Below are 19588 nucleotides of genomic sequence, written 5' to 3'. Positions count from 1 at the left end.
CACGCGCCCTCGTCGACGCGGGCATCAACCGCTCGACCCTCGATCGTGCTCTCGACGATGGAACCGTCGTCCGGGTGCGTCGCGGCTGGTACGCCCTCGCCGGAGCGTCGCCCATCGAGGTCGCAGCGATCAGAGCAGGCGGAGTGCTGACCTGCGTGTCCCTCCTCCGTCATCTCGGCGTCTGGACGTCCGAGCGACCGGTCCTCCACGTGGCGCTGGGCGACTCGTCCGTTCACGACTCCCGGCCCGGAGTCGTCGGGCACTGGCGTCGCTGGCCGGGCCAGGGCCGCCGGTCCTTCGCGCGAGACGGGATCGGCGCCGCGATTCTGCATCTCGTGACCTGCGTGAGCGAGGTGGACGCGATCGCCTCGATCGACTCCGCCCTCGACATCGGGCTCCTGGGCGTCGACGACGTGCAGGCACTCCGCACCGTCGCTCCCGCCGGAAAGCGCTCGGTCTTCGACCGCGTCGACGGACGCAGTCAGTCCGGACTCGAGAGCAAGACCCGCGTCTGCATGCGCGCACTCGGCGTGCAGTTCCGTCCCCAGGTGCACATCCCCCGTGTCGGCCGAGTGAGCGGGATCGTCGGCGAGCGGATGGTCGTCGAAAGCGACGGCTACCGCTACCACTCGAGCGCAGAGCAGTTTTACAAGGACCGGCGGCGCGACCTCGAACTCGCCCGCCAGGAGTACCTCTGCATCCGGCTCGACAACCACCAGATCATGGACGATCGGCCGCGGACAGAGGAAGTCCTGCTGACGCTCATCCGAAGACAGAAGCACCTCTGGACGCCGGCACAGCGCCGCCGCAGGAACATCAGCTGAAAGGCCGTCTCATCGCCCGTGGGCGATGAGATCGACTCCTGGCTGATGTTGTGCGCGAAGAGCGTCGGTCAGCGGGGCGCGCGCTCCGCGGCGACGCCGGCGACGGCCTCGATCAGGGAGGAGGCCGAGCGCTCGTCGGCGACGACGTCGACGCGCAGGCCGAAGGCGCGCGCGTCCTTGGCGGTCTGCGGGCCGATGGCGGCGACCAGCGTCGACTCGGGCACCGGGCCGAGCTGCTTCTGCACCTGCTCGGCCACGCTCCCGGAGGTGATCAGAATGGCGTGGACGGCGCCGCTCGCGACATCGGCGACGACGCGGTCCTCGACCTGCACGCCGACGGTGCGGTAGGCGACCACCGAGCGGACGTCGTGGCCGATGCGCTTCAGGCCCTCGGTCAGCAGCGGCTTCGCGATCTCGGAGCGCAGCGTGAGCACCCGGAGCGGGTGCTGCCCGCCGGTCGCCTGCTCCCACTCGGCGAGCAGGCCCTTCGCCGAGTTGTCCTCGGACGGGACGAGATCGACGGAGTAGCCGGCCGCCACGAGTGCCGCGGCCGTGGTCTCGCCGACGGCGGCGACCTTCGTCCCCGCCGGCACGGTCGTGCGCAGCAGGGACAGCACGTCGACCGTGGTCGCGCTGGTCACCGTCATCCAGTCGAAGGCGCCGGCCTCGAGGTCGGCCAGGGCCTGCTCGAGCGCCGGGAAGTCGTCGGTCGGCGCGAAGTTGATCATGGGCGCGACGACGGGCGACGCTCCCTTCGCGCGCAGGGCACCGGCGACGCCGTCGCCCCACGGACCTCCGCGGGGGACGAGGACACGCCAGCCCTGCAACGGCTTCTCCCACTGGGAGTAGGCGGCGGGCACGATCACGAAGAGGCTCCCAGAGGTGCGAGTTGGGCGGCACCCGCACCGAGAAGCGCGTCAGCGAGCAGAGAGCCGCAACGGAACGCGGCTTCGACGACGGGCAGTTCGCGACCACCATACTGCGAAACCGCCAGGTGTCGAGGTCCGTCGACCGAACCGTTATCGATCGGCTCCGCCACCTCCCGAGAGAGGGACGCAGAGCCGTCGACCGCGAAGACGACGCCGCGCGTCACCACACGGCCGGCCTCGACCGTCGCGCTCGCGCCGATCGGCGCCGCGCAGCCCGCCTCGAGCACGGCCAGCAGCGCCCGCTCGGCGGTGATCGCCGCCCGGGTGGGGGCGTGCTCGACGGCCGCGAGGGCCGCGCGCAGATCGTCGGACGGCTCCTCGTCCCGGACCTCGATCGCCAGCGCACCCTGACCGGGCGCGTGCGGCGAGACGCTGAAGTCGAGCACCTCGGTGACCGCGTCGGTGCGCCCGAGGCGCCGCAGCCCCGACAGGGCGAGCACGATCGCGTCCAGCGGCGACGAGCTCCCGTCGGCCACCCGGCCGAGCCGGGTGTCGATGTTCCCGCGGATGTCGACGATCTCGAGGTCGGGGCGCGCTGCGAGCAGCGCCGCGCGACGCCGCGGTGAGCCGGTGCCGACCCGCGCACCGCGGGGCAGCGTCGCGAGCGTCGCGCCGTCGCGGGCGCAGAGCGCGTCGCGCGGATCCTCCCGCTCGGGCACCGCGCCGAGGACGAGGCCCTCGACCGGCGCCGTCGGCAGGTCCTTCAGCGAGTGCACGATCGCGTCGCAGCGCCCGGCCAGCAGCGCGTCGCGCAGCGCGCTCACGAAGACCCCGGTGCCGCCGAGCGAGGCGAGCGAGCCGCGCATCCGGTCGCCGTCGGACTCGATGCGCACCAGCTCGACGGGCACGCCGGCGGCCTGTGCCATCCGATCGGCGGTCATCCGGGTCTGCGCCACCGCGAGCGCACTCGCGCGGGTGCCGACTCGGATGCTCACGGGGCGATGCTCCCCGTCACAGGGCGACCCCGCCCGTCACGGCGCGATCCCCGCCAGCGCCGGCTTGAAGCCCGCGCGCACGTTCTCGCAGCAGCCGGGACGGCAGACGTCGTACCAGGGGCCGAGCGCCGTCATCGACGGACGGTCCTCCACGGGCGTGCCGTTGACCCGCTCCATCACCAGGTCGACGAGACCGGAGACGTAGACCGGGTCGGTGCCCGGCGTCGCCACGCGGACGGCGACGAGGCCGTGCTCCTCCGAGGTCTCGAGCGCCTCGTTGTCGAGGTCCCACATGACCTCCATGTGGTCCGAGACGAAGCCGAGCGGAACGATCACCAGCGCCTTGCGGCCCTTGGCGGGCAGCTCGGCGATCGCGTCGTTGATGTCGGGCTCGAGCCACGGCTGGGTGGGCGGGCCGGAGCGCGACTGGTAGACGAGCTGCCACGGCACGTCCTCCGCGCCGGCCGCCGCCATCACGACCTCCGCGACCGCGAGGTGCTGCGCCTCGTAGGCGCCGCCGTCGCCGAAGTGGTGGACGTCGACGACCGTGCCGTCCTCGTGCCGCTCGTGCGGGCCGCTGCGCGCGGCGTCGGTGGAGGGGATCGAGTGCGTCGCAAAGAGCACCTCGACCTCGGTCGCCACGTCCAGCCCGGGCAGGCGCGAGCGCAGCTCGTCGAGCCCGTCGTGGACGGCCTTCACGAACGGCATGACGAAGCCGGGGTGGTCGAAGAACTGGCGGACCTTGTCGATCCGCAGCTCGCCCTCGAGGCCGGTCGCGTCGAGCGCGGCCGCGAAGTCCTCGCGGTACTGCCGGCAGGAGGAGAAGGAGGAGTAGGCGCTGGTGGCGATGGCGATCAGGTTCGAGAAGCCGCGCTCCTTCGCCTCCGTCACCGCCTCGCTCATGTACGGCGCCCAGTTGCGGTTGCCCCAGAGCACCGGCAGGTCGATGCCGCGGTTCGCGAGCTCGGCCTCGAGGGCGGCCTTGAGCGCGCGGTTCTGCGCGTTGATCGGGCTGACGCCGCCGAAGTGGCGGTAGTGGTGGGCGACCTCCTCGAGGCGCTCCTCCGGGATGCCGCGGCCGCGGGTGACGTTGCGCAGGAACGGGATGACGTCGTCCTGGCCCTCGGGGCCGCCGAAGCCGGCGAGCAGGATCGCGTCGTAGGCGACCGGCTCGGTGACGTGCTCGGGGCCCGACGCCGCGGCCGGCGTGGCACCGCGGACGAGGACGCCCTCGGCGACCTCGGGGACGGGTTCGGCGAAGTCGCGCGCCTCGGGGGCGGGGACGGTGCTGCTCATCGGAGGACCTCGGCGATCTGGTCGGCCTCGATGCGCCGACCGGTGTAGAAGGGGACTTCCTCGCGCACGTGGCGGCGGGCCTCGGTGGCTCGCAGATCGCGCATGAGGTCGACCAGGTTGACCAGCTCCTCGTCCTCGAGCGCGAGGATCCACTCGTAGTCGCCGAGCGAGAACGAGGCCACCGTGTTGGTCAGGACGGAGCGGAAGCGCGAGCCCTGACGGCCGTGCTGGGCGAGCATCGTGCGGCGCTCCTCCTCGGGGAGGATGTACCACTCGTAGGAGCGGACGAACGGGTAGACCGTCAGCCAGCGGGCGGGCGCCTTTCCGCGCATGTAGGCGGGGAGGTGGTTCGCGCTGAACTCGGCGTCGCGGTGCACGCCCATCGCGTTCCAGGTGGGCAGCAGCGCGCAGAGCAGCTCGGTGCGGCGGAGATCCCGGTAGGCGCGCTGCAGCTCCTCGGGCGCGGCTCCGGTCAGCCAGAGCATGATGTCGGCGTCGGCTCGCAGGGCCGAGACGTCGTAGGTGCCGCGCACCGTGACGCCCTCGCCCGCGAGCCGCGCGACGGTGTCCTCGTAGCCGGCGGCCGCCTGGGCGGCCTCGTCGGCGGAGAGGGTGAACGGACGTGAGGGATCCCTGCGGAGAACCGCCCAGAGCGTGTATCCCAGGGCCTGATCGGAGTGATCCTGATCGGCGGGGGGCTGCGGCGCCGGAGCGGCGCTCGTGTCGGGGGCGGACTGAACGGGACCCGCCGTGTCGGCGGTCTGATCGGTCATTGATCCATCATCCCTCCGCTCGTGCGGATGCACAAAAGCGGGAGGAGCTCTGGCGCCGAGGGGTCCGGAGCGCTAGCGATCCGGACCCCTCGGCGCAGGAGGTGAGGCGGGTGGGGTCAGTCCTCGACGACGGCGCGGACGATGCCCCAGACGACGAGGCCGACCGCGGCGGCAGCACCGGCGGCCCCGGCGATCAGCGCCTCGGGGTGGTGCTTGCGCACGACGGAGACCTTGCGCTCGAGCGTCCGCTGGACGTTCCGCACCTTGCGCGGGACGTTCACCTTGTACTCGATGGCGTCGAGCGTCGCGGCGAGCTCGGTGCGCGCGCGCTCGATGTCCGCCTTCAGCTGGCTCGGCTGGAGCTCCGCCGGGTCGACGAAGCGGGGCGTGGTGCTGGATACAGCGCGATCAGTTGTCATAGCTGCCGACTCCCTTGAACGCCTGGACGTCCTTCTTGATGCTCTCGATCGAGTCCTGCGGAACGGGCGGGACGGCCTTCTTGATCGACTTGACGCCGACCAGGATCAGCACGACCGCCACGAGCAGGAAGAACACGGTCACGATCAGCGCCGACAGCCAGGCGGGGAGCCAGGAGGCGATGCCGATGATCGCGAAGGTGACGAGGGTCGCCCACGCGGTGAGGAGGAAGAAGGCCGCGACCGCGAACAGCGCGACCGCGAGTCCGGCGCTCTTCGCCTTCCCGGACAGCTCGTTCTTGAGGGACGCGATCTCGGCCTTGACGAGCTCGATCACGAGACCGGGGAGGTCGCTGACCAGCTCGCCCAGCGATCGGGCGTTCTTCGGATTGCGTTCGTTCACCACGGGGGCTCCTCGGAGGGTGGTCGTGCCGGGCCTCGGCCGAACGGACGGCCCGGAGGGATGAGGACTACGCCTTGCTGGTGGAGGACGACGACGTCGATCCTCCGGAGCCGGCCGCGGCGGCGGCCTCGTCGACCTTCGACGCGGCCGAGCGGGCCGCGGCGGTCGCCTCGGCCGAGGAGGCGCCCTGGGCCTTCTTGCCGCCGGAGACCGCCTTCACCACGACGGTGCGGACGAGCTCGTAGGCCTTGTCCGAGACGGTGCTGAGCTGCGTCTTGGCGGCTCCGCCGACGGCGCCCGCGACGTCCTGCACGGGCTGCGTCTGCCAGAACTTGTTCGCCGCCGAGGCGATCTGCTCGTACCGCTTCCGACCGGCACGCGCTCCCAGCACGTAGCCGGCTGCGGCTCCTGCCACGAAAAGAATCTTGCCCTTCACGCCTACTCCTCGTCCTGGGCCGCTCTCGCGGCTCGTTCACGCGGTCGATGACCACTCGTGTCGGGGCACGCCGCAGTCATGCGGGAGCCTCCGACCCAGAGTAGCCGTCGCCGTCATATTCTTCGCGCGGTATGCCGACGCCTTGACGCACCAGTCGGCGGCGGATAAGAGCGGCGGTCTCGGCGGCGTGCGGGAGCACCGAGGCCAGCCCGGTCCCCGCGAGCCAGGTGCCGGTGACGGCGATCCCGGCGACCGGGGCGAGCGCCGCGCGGAAGGCCTCCAGGTGCGCGCGGCGGCCGAGCGCCGCGGCCGGGCGGACGTTCGCCCAGCGCACCCGGGCCGAGTCGACGAGGGTCGCCGGGTCGAGCTCGATCCCCAGCAGGATCGACGCGTCGCGCAGGGCGGTCGCGGCCGCCTCGGCGTCGCTCGCGCCCTCCAGCGGCGGATGCTCGCCCGGGCGCCCGTAGGAGAGGCGGAGGACGTGCCGACCCGCGGGCAGGCCGGCCGCCAGCCAGGCCCACTTCGCGGTGGCGTGGGTGATCGCCTTCGCCGTGACGTCCCGGGCGGTCGGCGCGACGAGCACGCCGGAGCCGCGCGGGGCGGCGTCCAGGCGGGCGTCGTCGACGACGAGGGTGACCAGCTCGACGGAGTCGTGCAGCACCTCGGCCGCCTCGTCGCGCACGGCGGGGACGATCCCGGCGAGCAGCTCGCGCGCGTCGCGCTCCGGCGTCGCAACGATTACCGCGCGGGCGCTGAGCACCGCGCCGTCGCCGAGGGTGAGCAGGAACGGCTCGCCGTCGCCCTCGAGCCGGGTCACGCCGGTCCGCACCCGGATCTCGCCGGAGAGGTAGTCGATCCGCTCGACGAGCGCGGCGACCAGCCGGTGCATCCCGCCGTCGATCCCGCGGACGGCCACGCCGGCCGGGAGGTTCGCGCGCAGGGCGGCGACCGCGCCGGCGAGCGAGCCCGCCCGGGTGATCGCCCCGTTCAGCCCGGGGGCCGCCGCGTCGACGTCGATGTCCTCGGGGCGGCTGGAGTAGACGCCGGAGACGACGGGCGCCACGAGATCGTCCAGGACCCGCTGCCCCATCCGGGTGCGCACCAGCTCGGCGAGGGAGTGGGCCCGGCCGATCCGCAGCACCGGCATCACGGCGTCGAGCCAGGCGCGCGCGGCGCCGCGGCGGCCGATCGCGCGGACGACGTCGGGTGCGAGCGGGGTGCCGGGGATGCCGAGGATCCCGGCGCGCGGCGAGGGGACGGAGCGCCCGCCCGCGAGGTGCAGCCAGGATCCGCCGGTCCGCGGCTCGACGATCGACTCGGCGAGCGGCCGGCCGTCGAGGGTGAGCGCGGCGAGCGCCTTCTCGACGTGACCGCCGCGGGTGGCGAAGCTCTCGGCGCCGGCGTCGAGGACGGCTCCGGCGATCTCGAGCGGGGCGACCGAGCCGCCGACCGCGTCGCCCGCCTCGAGCACCACCACGCGCAGGCCGATCCGCAGGCACTCGGCGGCGGCGGCGAGCCCCGCCACTCCCCCGCCGACGACCGCGACGTCGTAGTCGGCGCCGGCCCCGGTGCCGTGCCCCTCGGTGCTGTTCCCCTCCGTCATGGCCGCCAGGCGTGCACGTGCGCGACCAGGCGCGTCAGCACGTCGGGGTCGGTCTCGGGCGGCACGCCGTGGCCGAGGTTGAGCACGTGCGCGGGCGCGCTGGTGCCGCGGCGGAGGACGTCGTCGACGTGCCCGGCCAGCACCTCCCACGGGGCGGAGAGCAGCGCCGGGTCGACGTTGCCCTGCACCGGGACGAAGCCGCCGAGCCGGTGGTTCGCCTCGTCGAGCGGGATCCGGTAGTCGACGCCGACGACGTCCGCGCCGATCCCGTGCATCGCGCCGAGCAGCTCGCCGGTGCCGACACCGAAGTGCACGATCGGCACGTTCCGGCGGATCTCGCCGTGGTCGTAGGCCAGGTCGCGCACGTGGGTCAGCGCCCGCGAGGAGGCGGGAGCCACGTGCGCCGTGTAGTCGGCGAGGGACAGCGCGCCGGCCCAGGAGTCGAAGAGCTGCGCGGCGCTCGCCCCGGCCAGCACCTGCGCGCGGAGGAAGCGGCCGGTGACCTCGGCGGTCCACTCCATCAGCCGGGCCCAGGCCTCCGGGTCGGCGTGCATCAGGGTGCGGGCGCGGATGTGGTCCTTGGACGGCCCGCCCTCCACGAGGTAGGCCGCGAGGGTGAAGGGGGCGCCGGCGAAGCCGATCAGCGGCGTCCCGCCCTCGCCGATCTCCCGCAGACCCTCGACCGTGCGGCGGACGCCCTCGCGGATCGGCTCGAGCGTCTCGTCGAGCAGGGCCGGATCGAGCGCGACCAGCTCGTCGACGTCCGCGGCGGTGCGCACCGCCTTCTCGAGAACGGGTCCGCGCCCGGGGACGATGTCGACCGCCACGCCCGCGAGGCGCAGCGGGATGACGATGTCGCTGAAGAAGATCGCCGCGTCCACGCCGTGACGGCGGATCGGCTGCAGGGTGATCTCGCTCGCGAGCGCCGGGTCGAGGCAGGCGTCGAGCATCTGGGTGTCGGTGCGCAGCGCCCGGTACTCGGGCAGGCTGCGACCGGCCTGGCGCATGAACCAGACGGGCGTCGACTCCGGTCGATCGGAGCGGTAGGCCCGCAGGAGGGAGGAGTCGGCCGTGCGCCCGGAGGCGAGCGGGTGCAGCGGATCGAGCAGGCCGGCGATGGGGGAGGTCACCGCGGCATTATTCCAGGCCCCGCTGATCCGGGAGCATTCGTGCAGTCTTCCCCAGGACCGCGGCCGACCCCCGGACGCCCCGGGTAGACTGCCCTGGTGCTTCTGTGTCTGACGGCGTCGCACAAGAACGCCAGCTTCGATCTCCTCGAGAAGCTCTCCGTCGACTCCTCCGCCGTCGCGTCGGCGCTCTCGGACGGCATCGACTTCGTCTCGGGTGCCGTGGTCGTCGCCACCTGCAACCGCTTCGAGGCCTACCTCGACATCGACGAGCCGCTCACCGCCGCGCAGGCCGTGACCGTCGAGGCCGCCACCGCCGCGGTGAGCGCCGCGACCGGCGTCGAGCAGGAGGAGCTGCGCAGCTCGGTCACCGTCGTCTCGGGCGACCGCGTCGCCGAGCACCTCTTCGCCGTCTCCAGCGGGCTCGAGTCCGTCGTCGTCGGCGAGGGCGAGATCGCCGGCCAGGTCCGTCGCTCGCTCGAGGAGGCCCGCCGCCTCGGCACCACCTCCTCCGAGCTCGAGCGCCTCTTCCAGCGCGCCTCGCAGACCTCGCGCGGGATCAAGAACCGCACCGGCCTCGGCAGCGCCGGCCGCTCGATCGTGCGCCTCGCCCTCGACCTCGCCTCCAGCCGCATCACCGACTGGCGCGCCGCCCGGGTGCTGCTGATCGGCACCGGCAGCTACGCCCGCGCGACCGTCGCCGCGCTGCGGGACCGCGGCGTGCTCGAGATCGCCGTCCACTCCCCCTCCGGCCGCGCCGAGGGCTTCGCGACCCGCCGCGCGCTGCGCCCGATCGACGGCGCCGAGCTGGCGACCGAGGCCGTCGCCGCCGACGTCGTCATCACCTGCACCACCACTCAGGAGCCCGTCCTCGACGCGGCGATCCTCGCGGAGGGACGCCTGCGCGGCTTCTCCCGCGAGCGCCAGCTGATCATCGACCTCGGCCTCCCCCGCAACGTCGCCGCCGACGTCACCACCGTGACCGGCGTCGAGCTGCTCGACCTCGAGACGATCAGCCTGCACGCCCCGCTCGACGTGCTCGACGCGTCGACCCAGGCGCGCGCCCTGGTCGACAAGGCCGTCCGCAAGTTCTCCGACGTCGCCGACGAGAAGAGCCTCACCCCCGCCGTGGTCGCCCTCCGCGCCCACGTCTTCGACGCGCTCGACGCCGAGATCGAGCGCGCCCGCTCCCGCGGCGACGAGGACGGCCGCACCGAGCAGGCGCTGCGGCACCTGGCCGGCGTGCTGCTGCACACCCCGAGCGTCCGCGCCCGGGACTATGCCCGCGCCGGCGAGCAGGAGGCGTACCTCACCGGCCTCGAGGCGCTGTTCGGCATCGAGGTGCCGGCCGAGCGCACCGCCGCCCGCCCGCTCGAGGCCGGCGGCGCGTCCGCGGCCTCGGCGTGACGCCGCTCCGGCTCCCGTACGAGGCGGAGCCGATCGAGACGGAGCGGCTGCTGCTGCGTCCGCTCTCGCTCGACGACGCCGAGGACCACGCCCGCTACCAGGGCGACCCGGAGGCCGTCCGCTATCTGCGCTGGCCGGTGCGGACCCCCGAGGAGTCGCGCGCGCACCTGGCCGTCCGGCTGCCGTCGGACCGGCTCGCGGCCGACGGCGACGTCGTCGTGCTCGCGATCGTGCCGCGCTCCGGGCCGCTCGCCGGCCGGGTCGTCGGGGATCTCACGCTGATCGCGACCTCGACGGAGCAGGCCGGCGTCGAGATCGGCTGGGTCCTGCACCCGGAGGCGCAGGGGCAGGGCTTCGCGACGGAGGCCGCCCGCGCCCTGATCGAGCTGTCGTTCGACCGGCTCGGCGCCCACCGGATCGTCGCACAGCTCGACGCGCGCAACACCGCCTCCGCCCGCCTCTGCGAGCGACTCGGCCTGCGCCTCGAGGCGCACCACCTCGACGACGAGTTCTGCAAGGGCGAGTGGACCTCGACCCTCGTCTACGCCCTCCTCGCCCGCGAGCGCTGACGCCCTCCGCGAGATGCCACTTGTGCACGCGACACGCCGTGGAAGGCGTGCACAAGTGGCCTCTCGCGAGAAGGGTCAGGCGCCGCGCAGGCCCGTGAAGAGGTGGGTCTCCAGCTGGTCGAGCGGGATGCGCTCCTGCTTCATGGTGTCGCGGTCGCGCACGGTCACCGCGTTGTCCTCGAGCGAGTCGAAGTCGATGGTCACGCAGTAGGGCGTGCCGATCTCGTCCTGGCGGCGGTAGCGTCGGCCGATCGCGCCGGAGTCGTCGAAGTCGACGTTCCAGAGCGCGCGGAGCCGGTCGGCGACCTCGCGGGCGAGCGGCGAGAGGGCCTCGTTGCGCGAGAGCGGCAGCACGGCGACCTTCACCGGCGCGAGACGCGGGTCGAGGTGCAGCACGGTGCGCGTCTCGACCTTGCCCTTCGCGTTCGGCGGCAGCTCCTGCTCCTCGTAGGCGTCGACGAGGAACGCCATCAGCGCGCGGGTCAGGCCGAAGGACGGCTCGATCACGAACGGCACGAAGCGCTCGTTCCTCGTCTGGTCGAAGAAGGAGAGGTCCTTGCCGGAGTGCTCCATGTGCGTCTTGAGGTCGAAGTCGGTGCGGTTCGCGACCCCCATCAGCTCGCCCCACTCGCCCGACGCGAAGCTGAAGCGGTACTCGATGTCGACGGTGCGCTTGGAGTAGTGGGAGAGCTTGTCCTTCGGGTGCTCGAACTGGCGGATGTTCTCGGGCGAGATCCCGAGGTCGACGAACCAGTCCCAGGCCAGCTGCATCCAGGTCTCCTGCCACTCCTCGTCCGTGCCGGGCTCGACGAAGAACTCGAGCTCCATCTGCTCGAACTCGCGGGTGCGGAAGATGAAGTTGCCGGGGGTGATCTCGTTGCGGAACGCCTTGCCGATCTGGCCGATGCCGAACGGCGGCTTCTTCCGCGCGCTCTGCAGCACGTTGGCGAAGTTGGTGAAGATGCCCTGCGCGGTCTCGGGGCGGAGGTAGTGCAGCCCCGACTCGTCGTCGACGACGCCGAGGTAGGTCTTCATCAGCCCGGAGAACTGCTTGATCTCGGTCCACTGGCCGATCTTGTCGGGGTGCTCCGGGTCCGGGATGTCGGCGAGGCCGTTCTCGGGGGCGTGCCCGTTGACCTCCTCGTACTTCTCGAAGAGGTGGTCGGCGCGGTAGCGCTTGTGGGTGATCAGCGACTCGGTCAGCGGGTCGGAGAAGACCCCGACGTGACCGGAGGCGCTCCAGATCGCGGTCGGCAGGATCACGGCCGAGTCGAGGCCGACGACGTCGCCGCGGCCCTGCACGAACGCCTTCCACCACTGGCGCTTGATGTTCTCCTTGAGCTCGACACCGAGGGGGCCGTAGTCCCAGGCGGAGCGGGTGCCCCCGTAGATCTCGCCGGAGGGGAAGACGAACCCCCGGTGCTGGGCGAGGGTGACGACCTTGTCGAGGGTGGTGGGTTCTGCCACGGGGAGCTCCTAGCTGTTCGGGCGCACGGGGCCCTGGCGCGCGCCGGCTGCGCGCGTCCTTCTGGTGTGCGTCCATGGTAGCCGCGGGCCCGGCGGCCGACCGCGGCGGGGTCCGTCCGCGGGCATGATGGCGGGATGAGCAGCCTCCCTCCCCTCGTCGTCTCCGCGGTCGCCGTCCTGCGCGAGCGCCGCGTGCTGATGGTGACGGCCCGCGGACGCGACGTCGTCTACCTCCCGGGCGGCAAGGTCGACCCGGGCGAGACGAGCGCCGAGGCGGCGGCGCGCGAGACGGAGGAGGAGCTCGGCACCGCGCCCACGGCCCTGCGCGAGCTCTTCACCGTCCGCACCCAGGCGCACGGCGAGCCGGAGGGGCGGGAGGTGCACATGACCGTCTTCGCCGCGGAGCTCGCCGGCGAGCCGCGCGCGAGCGGCGAGATCGACGCGCTGCACTGGATCACCGGCGCCGACGCGCACCGCTGCCCGCCCGCCGGGGTCGACACGCTCGCGCGGCTGCGCGCCCTGGACCTCATCGACTGAGCGGGGCCTCCTCGACTGAGCGGAGCGGCGTCGGCCGACGACGCTGGCGAGCGGCCCTCGCGCAGGCGGCTAGCCTCGTGGCGTGGAGACGAGACGACGCGCCAGAGACCATCCGACCGGAGGCGACGTTCCGCGCCTGGAAGCGGTCCGGCTGGAGGCGGCTGTGCCGATCCTGAGGATCTTCTCCGTCGCGAAGGCGGGCGAGTTCTACGTCGACTACCTCGGCTTCACCGTCGATTGGGAGCACCGCGCCTCGCGCGACGCACCGCTCTACCTGCAGGTCTCGAGGTCCGGTCTGCGGCTGCACTTGAGCGAGCACCACCGCGACGGGAGTCCCGGAGCGGCGGTGCACGTGGCCCTGCGCGGGGTGCGCGAGCTGCACGCCGAGCTCGACTCGAAGGAGTACCCGTACCTGAATCCGCGGATCACCCGGTCGCCGTTCGGCTTCGCGCTCGATCTGATCGATCCGTTCGGCAACCAGATCCGCTTCGCCGAGGCCGCGCCGGACACCGCTAACGCCTGAGAGTCCGCTGGTCAACCGTTCACCGCCTGTCCACCGCTTTCCGATTCGAGTCCCCTAGCGTGGCCGGGATGGTGACTCGGGGGACGACACGACGACCGAACGAGGTCCGGACGCAGGGCATCCGCCTGCGCGCGCCGCTGCTGTCGACGGCGGCGCCCCTGGCGGTCGGGCTGATCGGCTCGCTCGCGATCCTCGCGGGCTCCCTCGCGGTCGGCTACCTGCCGCTCGACTCGCCGATCCGGAGCTGGCCGCTGATCGCGGCACTGCGCGCCTCCGCCGGCGCCACCGAGCTCGGCGTCGTCGCCGTCGTCGGCGGCGGGATCCTGCTGCTCGTCGCCTGGCTGCGCCTGCGCGCGGTCGCGCTGGACGACCGGCCCGGCTCGGTCCGGGCGATCCTGGTCGCCGCGCTGGCCTGGGCCGCTCCCCTGCTGCTCGCCGTCCCGCTGTTCAGCCGCGACATGTTCTCCTACGTCGCGCAGGGCCGGCTGATGACGGCCGGCGTGAACCCGTACTCCAGCGGGGTCGCCACCCTCCCCGGCTGGTTCGCCCTCGGCGTCGATCCGCGCTGGGCCGACACCCCGACGCCCTACGGCCCGCTCTACCTGCTCGCCGAGCAGACCGCCGTGCACGTCGCCGGCTGGACCTTCCCCGAGCTCTCGATCGCGATGCTCCGGGCGCTCTCCGTCGCCGGGGTCGCGGTCAGCGCCGTCTACGCGCTCCGGCTCGCCCGGCTGCGCGGGCTGTCCGTCCCGCTCACCGCCTGGAGCCTCGTCGCCAACCCGCTCACCCTCGTCCTCTTCGTCGTCGCCGGGCACAACGACTCGGTGATGATCGCGCTGATCCTCGCCTCGCTCTACTACGGGCACACCGACCGCCGGGTGGCGGCGGTGCTGCTGATGGGGGCGGCGATCGCGGTCAAGCCGGTGGCGGTCATCGCACTGCCGGTGCTCGCGCTGCTCTGGCTCCGCCACGACGCGACGCTGCGCGAGCGGATCCGCGCCTGGGCCTGGAGCGGCGCCGGCGCGCTCGCCGTCGTGGTCGCGATCGGCCTCGCCGCGGGCGTGGGCGTGGGCTGGATCGGCGCGATGATCGTGCCCGGCTCGATCCTGCACTGGTACGCGCCGATGTCCGCGGTCGTCGTCGCGGTCTCCACGGCCGTGCAGATGACCGGCCACGACCCGGCGACGGCGATCGCCGTGGTGAAGATGCTCGCCCTGCTCGCCGCCGGGCTGATCGCCGGTGCACTGATGCTGTCGCGACGGGCGATCGACCCGCTCGCCCGCCTGACCGGCGCGCTGCTGGCCTTCGTCACCGCGTCGACCGCCATCCACCCGTGGTACGCACTGTGGATCCTGCCGATCGCCGCGCTCTCACGGCCCTGGCGCAGCACCCACCGGCACCTGGCGGTCTACGCGACGGTCTTCCTGATGTGCGTCACGCTCGCCGAGCCGGTCGACGGCGGAGGCGGCGCGGTCGACCAGATCCCGGTCCGCGTCGCCACCATCGCCGCGATCGTCGTCGTCGGCGTCTACGTGCTCGTGAGCTACTCCGACGAGGAGCACGTCGACGCGCGCCGTCTCGTCGGAGCCGTGCCCTTCGGCTCCGAGATCCTGCAGCGGCTCAGCGGCGGCCGCCTCGGCGCCCCGGCACCCCTGCGCATCCCGGCCCGCAAGTAGCCGGCGGCCCTCGCCTTCACCTGCTGGTCGAGTAGCCCCGCAGGGGCGTATCGAGACCCGCCGGCCGCAGCAGGTGGGTCAGGCGCCGTCGGTCCGGCGCGCGCGGCGCTCGAGCGCCGCCTGCGCGGCGGCCGCGGCGGTGTCCTTCTCGGTGCCGCCGAGGACACCCGAGAGCGAGGACAGCCAGTCGGAGTCGTTGCGCCGGTCGGCGACGGCGTCCGCGAAGAGCGGCAGCTCGCTCCGGGTCGCGTGGATCGCGTAGTCCTCGCGGCTGTAGTCGGAAGTCTCGGCGTCCGGCGTCGCGGCATCGTCGCCGCGGTCGTCCTGAGTCATGGTGCCCTCTCAGCGGCCCGGTCCGTCCCGAGCACCCCGTCAGGCTAGCCCTGTTCAGGGGGTGTCGGCATCCCCGTCGGCACCGCGCGGAAGCGGCCGCCAGACCACGAGCTCGGTCCGCCGCTGCGCGCGCGTGCCGTGCCGGAGGGTGACGACGTCGCCCTCGAGGCCCGCGGCGAAGACCCGGCGGCCGGGACGGTTGAGCAGCTCGTCGGCCAGCGCGGACTCCAGCTCGCGCACCCGCTGCGACAGCGAGAGCACCTGGTTCTCGAGCTGGAGGATGCGCGCGATGCCCTCGAGCGAGACACCCTCGGAGGAGAGCCGGGCGACCTCGCGCAGCTGCACGACGTCGCGCATCGAGTACCGGCGGGACTTGCCGGCCGTCCGGGTCGGCCGCACGAGGCCCAGCCGGTCGTACTGCCGCAGGGTCTGCGGATGCATGCCGGCGAGGTCGGCGGCGACCGCGATCGCGAACACCGGGGTGCTCTCGTCCACGTCTCCTCCTCTCCGGCCGGCCCGCACGGGACCGGGCAGCGCTCCTACCGGACCGCGCTAGTAGCGGGCCTTCTCCAGGATGTCGTCCCGCGGGTTGTCCGACGGCTCGGCGGCCGCGTAGGCCTCGAGGGCGTCGCGCGCCGCGCCGGACAGGTGGTCGGGCACCGCGACCTGGATCTCGGCGAGCAGGTCGCCCGTGCCCTTGCCGGTCGCGACGCCGCGGCCCTTGACCCGCAGCACGCGGCCGCTCGGCGTGCCGGGCGCGACGCGGAGCTTGACCGGGTCGCCGCCGAGGGTCGGCACCTCGATCGTCGCGCCGAAGACGGCCTCGACGAAGGTGACGGGGACGGTGACGCGCAGGTTCAGGCCGTCGCGCTCGAAGACCGGATGCTTGCGCACCGCGACGGTGAGCACGAGATCCCCGGGCTCGCCGCCGTCGGGGCTCGGGCGGCCCTTGCCGCGGACGCGGATCTTCTGCTGGTCGGCGACCCCGGCCGGGATCCGGACCGAGAGCGCGCGGCCCTCGCCGGTCTGCAGCTGCACGGTGTCGCCCTGGGTGGCGGTGCGGAAGTCGATGGTGGTGCTGGCAGTGACGTCGGCGCCCTTCTGCGGGCCGCCGAAGCCGCGGAATCCGCCGCTGGGCTGGCCGAAGCGGCCGCCGCCCGCGTTGCCGAACATGCCGCCGAGGATGTCCTCGAAGCCGGCGGGCGGACCCTGCTGGGTGCTGTACGAGGTGCGGCCGCCGCCACCCTGGTTGAAGACGTTGCCGAAGACGTCGTCGAAGCCGCCGGGCTGGCCGCCGGCCGTGAAGCGGGCGCCGGAGCCCATGGCGCGGATCTGGTCGTACTCCTTGCGGTGCTCGGCGTCGGAGAGGACGGTGTACGCCTCGCTGATCTCCTTGAAGCGCGCCTCGGCCTTCGCGTCCCCCGGGTTGGAGTCGGGGTGGAACTGCCGGGCGAGCTTGCGGTAGGTCTTCTTCAGGTCCGCCGCGGAGACGTCCTTCGAGACACCGAGGATCTTGTAGAAGTCCTTGTCGAACCAATCCTGGCTGGCCATGCGCCTCTTTCTTCTCGGTAGTGCGGCCTGTGCCGTCCTGCGGCCCGGGTCGTCGTGGGGCCCGGTGCCGTCCTGCGGCCTGCGTCGTGGTGCGCGGCCCCCGCCCCCCGGCAGGGGCCGCCCGTGCTCGGGACGGCCCCTGCTCGGGAGCGGAGGCTCCGCAGTGGTGCGGGAGGCGGGTCAGTCGGCGGGGACCGCGACGACCACCTTGGCGGCGCGCAGCAGCGAGCCGCCGAGGTAGTAGCCCGACTCGACGACGTCCGCGACCGTGGAGGTCTCGGCGCCGGGAGTGGGCTGCTGGAAGATCGCCTCGTGGATGTTCGGGTCGAACAGGTCGCCCACGGCGCCCGTCTTCACCAGCCCGAGCTTCTCGATGCCGCCGCGCAGCTTCTGCGCGATGGCGGTGAACGGACCGCCCTCGGCGAGGTCGCCGTGCTTCTCGGCGCGGTCGATGTCGTCGAGCACGGGGAGGATGACCTTCACCGCGTCGCCGATCGCCCGCTCCTTGTCGACCTGGCGGTTCGACTCGGTGCGCTTGCGGTAGTTCGCGTACTCCGCGGTGACCCGCTGGAGGTCGGCGAGGTGCTCGGCCGCGAGCGTCTCGGCGTCGGACTGACCGGAGAGGAACGAGAGGTCGGCGTCGGAGAGCGTCGTCTCGACGTCGGGACCCTCGGCCTCGATCAGGCCCTCGGTGTCCTGGGCGGACTCGGCCGCCTCGGCTCCGCTGGTCGGCTCGTCCTCGGGCACGCCGTTGTCCGGCTCCTGGTTGTGCTTCCCCATCGCTACTTCGTGTCCTTCGGCTCGTCCTCGTCGATGACCTCGGCGTCGACGATGTCCTCGTCGTCCTTCTTCTCGTCCTCGGCCGGCGCGTCCTGCGGAGCGCTCTGCGCGGCCTGGTCCTGCGAGTAGATGGCCTGGCCGATCTTGGTCTGCGAGGCGTTGAGGGCGTCGAACGCGGTCTTGACGGCCGCGTCGTCGTCGCCGGCGAGCGCGGTCTTCAGCGCGTCGACGTCGCCCTGGACCTCGGTCTTGACGTCCTCGGGCAGCTTGTCCTCGTTCTCCTTGATCAGCTTGTCGATCGAGTAGGCGAGGGTCTCGGCGTTGTTGCGGACCTCGGCGGCCTCACGGCGGGCCTTGTCCTCGGAGGCGTGCTCCTCGGCCTCGCGCACCATGCGGTCGATGTCGTCCTTGGGCAGCGACGAGCCGCCGGTGATCGTCATCGACTGCTCCTTGCCGGTGCCCTTGTCCTTGGCGGACACGTGCACGATGCCGTTGGCGTCGATGTCGAAGGTGACCTCGACCTGCGGGATGCCGCGCGGCGCCGGCGCGATGCCGGTCAGCTCGAAGGTACCCAGGTTCTTGTTGTCGCGGGTGAACTCGCGCTCGCCCTGGAAGACCTGGATCGCGACGGACGGCTGGTTGTCGTCGGCCGTGGTGAAGGTCTCGGACCGCTTGGTCGGGATGGCCGTGTTGCGCTCGATGAGCTTGGTCATGATCCCTCCCTTGGTCTCGATGCCGAGGGAGAGCGGGGTGACGTCGATGAGCAGGACGTCCTTGCGCTCGCCCTTGAGGACGCCGGCCTGCAGCGCGGCGCCGACGGCGACGACCTCGTCCGGGTTGACGCCCTTGTTGGGCTCCTTGCCGCCGGTGAGCTTCTTGACGAGCTCGGCCACGGCCGGCATGCGGGTCGAGCCGCCGACGAGCACGACGTGCGCGATGTCGTCGACCTTGACACCGGCCTCCGCGATGACGTCGGTGAACGGCTTGCGGGTGCGCTCGATCAGGTCGTTCGTGAGCTCCTCGAACTTGGCGCGGGTGAGCGTCTCGTCGAGGTTCGCGGGGCCGTTCTCGGTGAGCGAGAGGTAGGGCAGCTGGATGCTGGTCGAGGTGCTCGAGGAGAGCTCCTTCTTGGCCTGCTCCGCCGCCTCCTTGAGGCGCTGGCGTGCGATCTTGTCCTTCGAGACGTCGACGCCGGTCGAGTCCTTGAAGCGCTTGACCAGGTAGTCGACGACGCGCTGGTCCCAGTCGTCGCCGCCGAGGCGGTTGTCACCCGAGGTCGCGCGGACCTGGATGGTGGAGAAGTCGTCGTCCTTGCCCACCTCGAGGAGGGAGACGTCGAAGGTTCCGCCACCGAGGTCGAAGACGAGGATGAGCTCGTCCTCCTTGCCCTTGTCGAGGCCGTAGGCGAGCGCCGCGGCGGTCGGCTCGTTGATGATGCGGAGCACGTTCAGGCCGGCGATCTCGCCGGCGTCCTTCGTGGCCTGACGCTCGGCGTCGTTGAAGTAGGCCGGGACGGTGATGACCGCGTCGGTCACCTTCTCGCCCAGGTACTGCTCGGCGTCGCGCTTGAGCTTGCCGAGGATGCGCGCCGAGATCTCCTGCGGCGTGTACTTCTTGTCCTCGACGGCGAAGGTCCAGTCGGTGCCCATGTGGCGCTTGACGGAGGCGAGGGTTCGGTCGACGTTCGTCACGGCCTGGCGCTTCGCGGTCTCGCCGACGAGCACCTCGCCGTCCTTGGTGAACGCGACGACGGACGGGGTGGTGCGGAAGCCCTCGGCGTTGGCGATGACGGTGGGCTCGCCACCTTCGAGGACGGCCACGACCGAGTTGGTGGTTCCCAGGTCGATGCCTACGGCACGGGACATATGCGTGTTTCTCCTTCGCGGGCGGCCGTCGGGCCGCCCCTCACTGGTGGATCTTCTGCGGGAAAGTCGTTCGCGGGAGTTGAGCCCCGCACGCTCAAGTTTACGCATGGGCCGCGGGGAGTCAAGTCGAGAGCTGAA

21 protein-coding genes are annotated in these 19588 nt (G+C 72.6%); 6 read left to right on the top strand and 15 right to left on the bottom strand.

All coding sequences use genetic code 11. The features are described 5' to 3' along the window. Positions 1–335: 335 nt before the first annotated feature. On the top strand, positions 336–824 hold the full coding sequence (locus tag MT350_RS20310) for an endonuclease domain-containing protein (RefSeq protein ID WP_243615244.1): 489 nt from the start codon (positions 336–338) through the stop codon (positions 822–824). Positions 825–892: 68 nt separating this feature from the next. Here the strand turns inward: MT350_RS20310 and MT350_RS00920 are convergent, their stop codons facing one another. From MT350_RS00920 to hemE, 9 genes are all read right to left on the bottom strand, one after another. After that, complete coding sequence (locus MT350_RS00920) at positions 893–1687, bottom strand: uroporphyrinogen-III synthase (RefSeq protein WP_132435642.1); 795 nt, start codon at positions 1685–1687, stop codon at positions 893–895. Further along, the gene (hemC, locus tag MT350_RS00915; RefSeq protein WP_308197455.1) at positions 1687–2688 is read right to left on the bottom strand and encodes a hydroxymethylbilane synthase; all 1002 of its coding nucleotides are present in this window, start codon (positions 2686–2688) and stop codon (positions 1687–1689) included. Before hemC ends, MT350_RS00920 begins: the two co-directional genes overlap by 1 nt. 36 nt (positions 2689–2724) lie before the next feature. After that, positions 2725–3984 (bottom strand): ferrochelatase, encoded by a 1260-nt coding sequence (locus MT350_RS00910; RefSeq protein WP_243600445.1) that lies wholly within the window; start codon positions 3982–3984, stop codon positions 2725–2727. Beyond that, complete coding sequence (gene hemQ, locus MT350_RS00905) at positions 3981–4757, bottom strand: hydrogen peroxide-dependent heme synthase (protein ID WP_243600444.1); 777 nt, start codon at positions 4755–4757, stop codon at positions 3981–3983. The genes MT350_RS00910 and hemQ overlap by 4 nt, the downstream gene beginning before the upstream one ends. Positions 4758–4873: 116 nt before the next feature. After that, positions 4874–5176: a DUF3618 domain-containing protein gene (locus tag MT350_RS00900; RefSeq protein WP_123444872.1), complete on the bottom strand. Its 303-nt coding sequence runs from the start codon at positions 5174–5176 to the stop codon at positions 4874–4876. Beyond that, complete coding sequence (locus tag MT350_RS00895; protein ID WP_123733381.1) at positions 5166–5579, bottom strand: phage holin family protein; 414 nt, start codon at positions 5577–5579, stop codon at positions 5166–5168. The genes MT350_RS00900 and MT350_RS00895 overlap by 11 nt, the downstream gene beginning before the upstream one ends. Positions 5580–5643: 64 nt before the next feature. After that, positions 5644–5991, bottom strand: a complete 348-nt coding sequence (locus MT350_RS00890) for a YtxH domain-containing protein (protein WP_185020476.1) — start codon at positions 5989–5991, stop codon at positions 5644–5646. Between the two features lie 97 nt (positions 5992–6088). Further along, the gene (locus MT350_RS00885) at positions 6089–7615 is read right to left on the bottom strand and encodes an NAD(P)/FAD-dependent oxidoreductase (protein WP_243615243.1); all 1527 of its coding nucleotides are present in this window, start codon (positions 7613–7615) and stop codon (positions 6089–6091) included. Further along, a complete protein-coding gene (hemE, locus tag MT350_RS00880) occupies positions 7612–8745 on the bottom strand; it encodes a uroporphyrinogen decarboxylase (RefSeq protein ID WP_243615242.1) in 1134 nt (377 codons plus the stop codon). Before hemE ends, MT350_RS00885 begins: the two co-directional genes overlap by 4 nt. A gap of 96 nt (positions 8746–8841) precedes the next feature. Here hemE and MT350_RS00875 point away from each other — a divergent pair, with 96 nt between their 5' ends. Then, positions 8842–10149, top strand: coding sequence for a glutamyl-tRNA reductase (locus tag MT350_RS00875; RefSeq protein WP_243600440.1), 1308 nt, complete (start codon positions 8842–8844; stop codon positions 10147–10149). After that, positions 10146–10718, top strand: coding sequence for a GNAT family N-acetyltransferase (locus tag MT350_RS00870; RefSeq protein ID WP_243600439.1), 573 nt, complete (start codon positions 10146–10148; stop codon positions 10716–10718). The genes MT350_RS00875 and MT350_RS00870 overlap by 4 nt, the downstream gene beginning before the upstream one ends. A 75-nt stretch (positions 10719–10793) precedes the next feature. Here the strand turns inward: MT350_RS00870 and MT350_RS00865 are convergent, their stop codons facing one another. Beyond that, positions 10794–12185 (bottom strand): glycine--tRNA ligase, encoded by a 1392-nt coding sequence (locus MT350_RS00865; RefSeq protein ID WP_243615241.1) that lies wholly within the window; start codon positions 12183–12185, stop codon positions 10794–10796. A 135-nt stretch (positions 12186–12320) separates the two neighbouring features. Between MT350_RS00865 and MT350_RS00860 the strand changes: the two genes are divergently transcribed. The 3 genes from MT350_RS00860 to mptB all read left to right on the top strand — a co-directional run bounded on the left by MT350_RS00860 (position 12321) and on the right by mptB (position 14921). Continuing rightward, positions 12321–12722, top strand: coding sequence for an NUDIX domain-containing protein (locus MT350_RS00860; protein ID WP_123734890.1), 402 nt, complete (start codon positions 12321–12323; stop codon positions 12720–12722). An 82-nt stretch (positions 12723–12804) separates the two neighbouring features. Then, a complete protein-coding gene (locus MT350_RS00855) occupies positions 12805–13245 on the top strand; it encodes a glyoxalase superfamily protein (protein WP_308197423.1) in 441 nt (146 codons plus the stop codon). Between the two features lie 68 nt (positions 13246–13313). Next, positions 13314–14921 carry a polyprenol phosphomannose-dependent alpha 1,6 mannosyltransferase MptB gene (gene mptB, locus MT350_RS00850; protein ID WP_243615240.1) on the top strand — a complete coding sequence of 536 codons (1608 nt, stop codon included), beginning with the start codon at positions 13314–13316 and terminating at the stop codon, positions 14919–14921. A 78-nt stretch (positions 14922–14999) separates the two neighbouring features. On the opposite strand, the gene MT350_RS00845 is transcribed toward mptB, so the two are convergent. The 5 genes from MT350_RS00845 to dnaK all read right to left on the bottom strand — a co-directional run bounded on the left by MT350_RS00845 (position 15000) and on the right by dnaK (position 19450). Next, positions 15000–15254 carry a hypothetical protein gene (locus MT350_RS00845; protein WP_243615239.1) on the bottom strand — a complete coding sequence of 85 codons (255 nt, stop codon included), beginning with the start codon at positions 15252–15254 and terminating at the stop codon, positions 15000–15002. A gap of 54 nt (positions 15255–15308) precedes the next feature. Next, positions 15309–15749: a heat shock protein transcriptional repressor HspR gene (locus tag MT350_RS00840; protein ID WP_123734887.1), complete on the bottom strand. Its 441-nt coding sequence runs from the start codon at positions 15747–15749 to the stop codon at positions 15309–15311. A 57-nt stretch (positions 15750–15806) separates the two neighbouring features. Beyond that, positions 15807–16805, bottom strand: a complete 999-nt coding sequence (locus MT350_RS00835) for a DnaJ C-terminal domain-containing protein (RefSeq protein WP_123444863.1) — start codon at positions 16803–16805, stop codon at positions 15807–15809. A gap of 180 nt (positions 16806–16985) precedes the next feature. Further along, positions 16986–17585 carry a nucleotide exchange factor GrpE gene (locus tag MT350_RS00830; protein WP_123444862.1) on the bottom strand — a complete coding sequence of 200 codons (600 nt, stop codon included), beginning with the start codon at positions 17583–17585 and terminating at the stop codon, positions 16986–16988. Positions 17586–17587: 2 nt separating this feature from the next. Continuing rightward, a complete protein-coding gene (dnaK, locus tag MT350_RS00825) occupies positions 17588–19450 on the bottom strand; it encodes a molecular chaperone DnaK (RefSeq protein WP_123444861.1) in 1863 nt (620 codons plus the stop codon). Positions 19451–19588: the final 138 nt, after the last annotated feature.

Source organism: Rathayibacter sp. VKM Ac-2928 (assembly GCF_022815545.1).
GTDB classification, from domain to species: domain Bacteria; phylum Actinomycetota; class Actinomycetes; order Actinomycetales; family Microbacteriaceae; genus Rathayibacter; species Rathayibacter festucae.
This window is presented reverse-complemented; position numbering and strand designations above follow the sequence as displayed.

Bases quoted from the DNA above. Each gene is read 5' to 3' on its own strand.
- dnaK (WP_123444861.1), bottom strand. From the start codon at position 19,450: ATGTCCCGTGCCGTAGGCATCGACCTGGGAACCACCAACTCGGTCGTG.
- MT350_RS00900 (WP_123444872.1), bottom strand. From the start codon at position 5,176: ATGACAACTGATCGCGCTGTATCCAGCACCACGCCCCGCTTCGTCGAC.
- hemQ (WP_243600444.1), bottom strand. From the start codon at position 4,757: ATGACCGATCAGACCGCCGACACGGCGGGTCCCGTTCAGTCCGCCCCC.
- MT350_RS00845 (WP_243615239.1), bottom strand. From the start codon at position 15,254: ATGACTCAGGACGACCGCGGCGACGATGCCGCGACGCCGGACGCCGAG.
- MT350_RS00835 (WP_123444863.1), bottom strand. From the start codon at position 16,805: ATGGCCAGCCAGGATTGGTTCGACAAGGACTTCTACAAGATCCTCGGT.
- mptB (WP_243615240.1), top strand. From the start codon at position 13,314: ATGGTGACTCGGGGGACGACACGACGACCGAACGAGGTCCGGACGCAG.
- MT350_RS00910 (WP_243600445.1), bottom strand. From the start codon at position 3,984: ATGAGCAGCACCGTCCCCGCCCCCGAGGCGCGCGACTTCGCCGAACCC.
- MT350_RS00860 (WP_123734890.1), top strand. From the start codon at position 12,321: ATGAGCAGCCTCCCTCCCCTCGTCGTCTCCGCGGTCGCCGTCCTGCGC.
- MT350_RS00885 (WP_243615243.1), bottom strand. From the start codon at position 7,615: ATGACGGAGGGGAACAGCACCGAGGGGCACGGCACCGGGGCCGGCGCC.
- MT350_RS00830 (WP_123444862.1), bottom strand. From the start codon at position 17,585: ATGGGGAAGCACAACCAGGAGCCGGACAACGGCGTGCCCGAGGACGAG.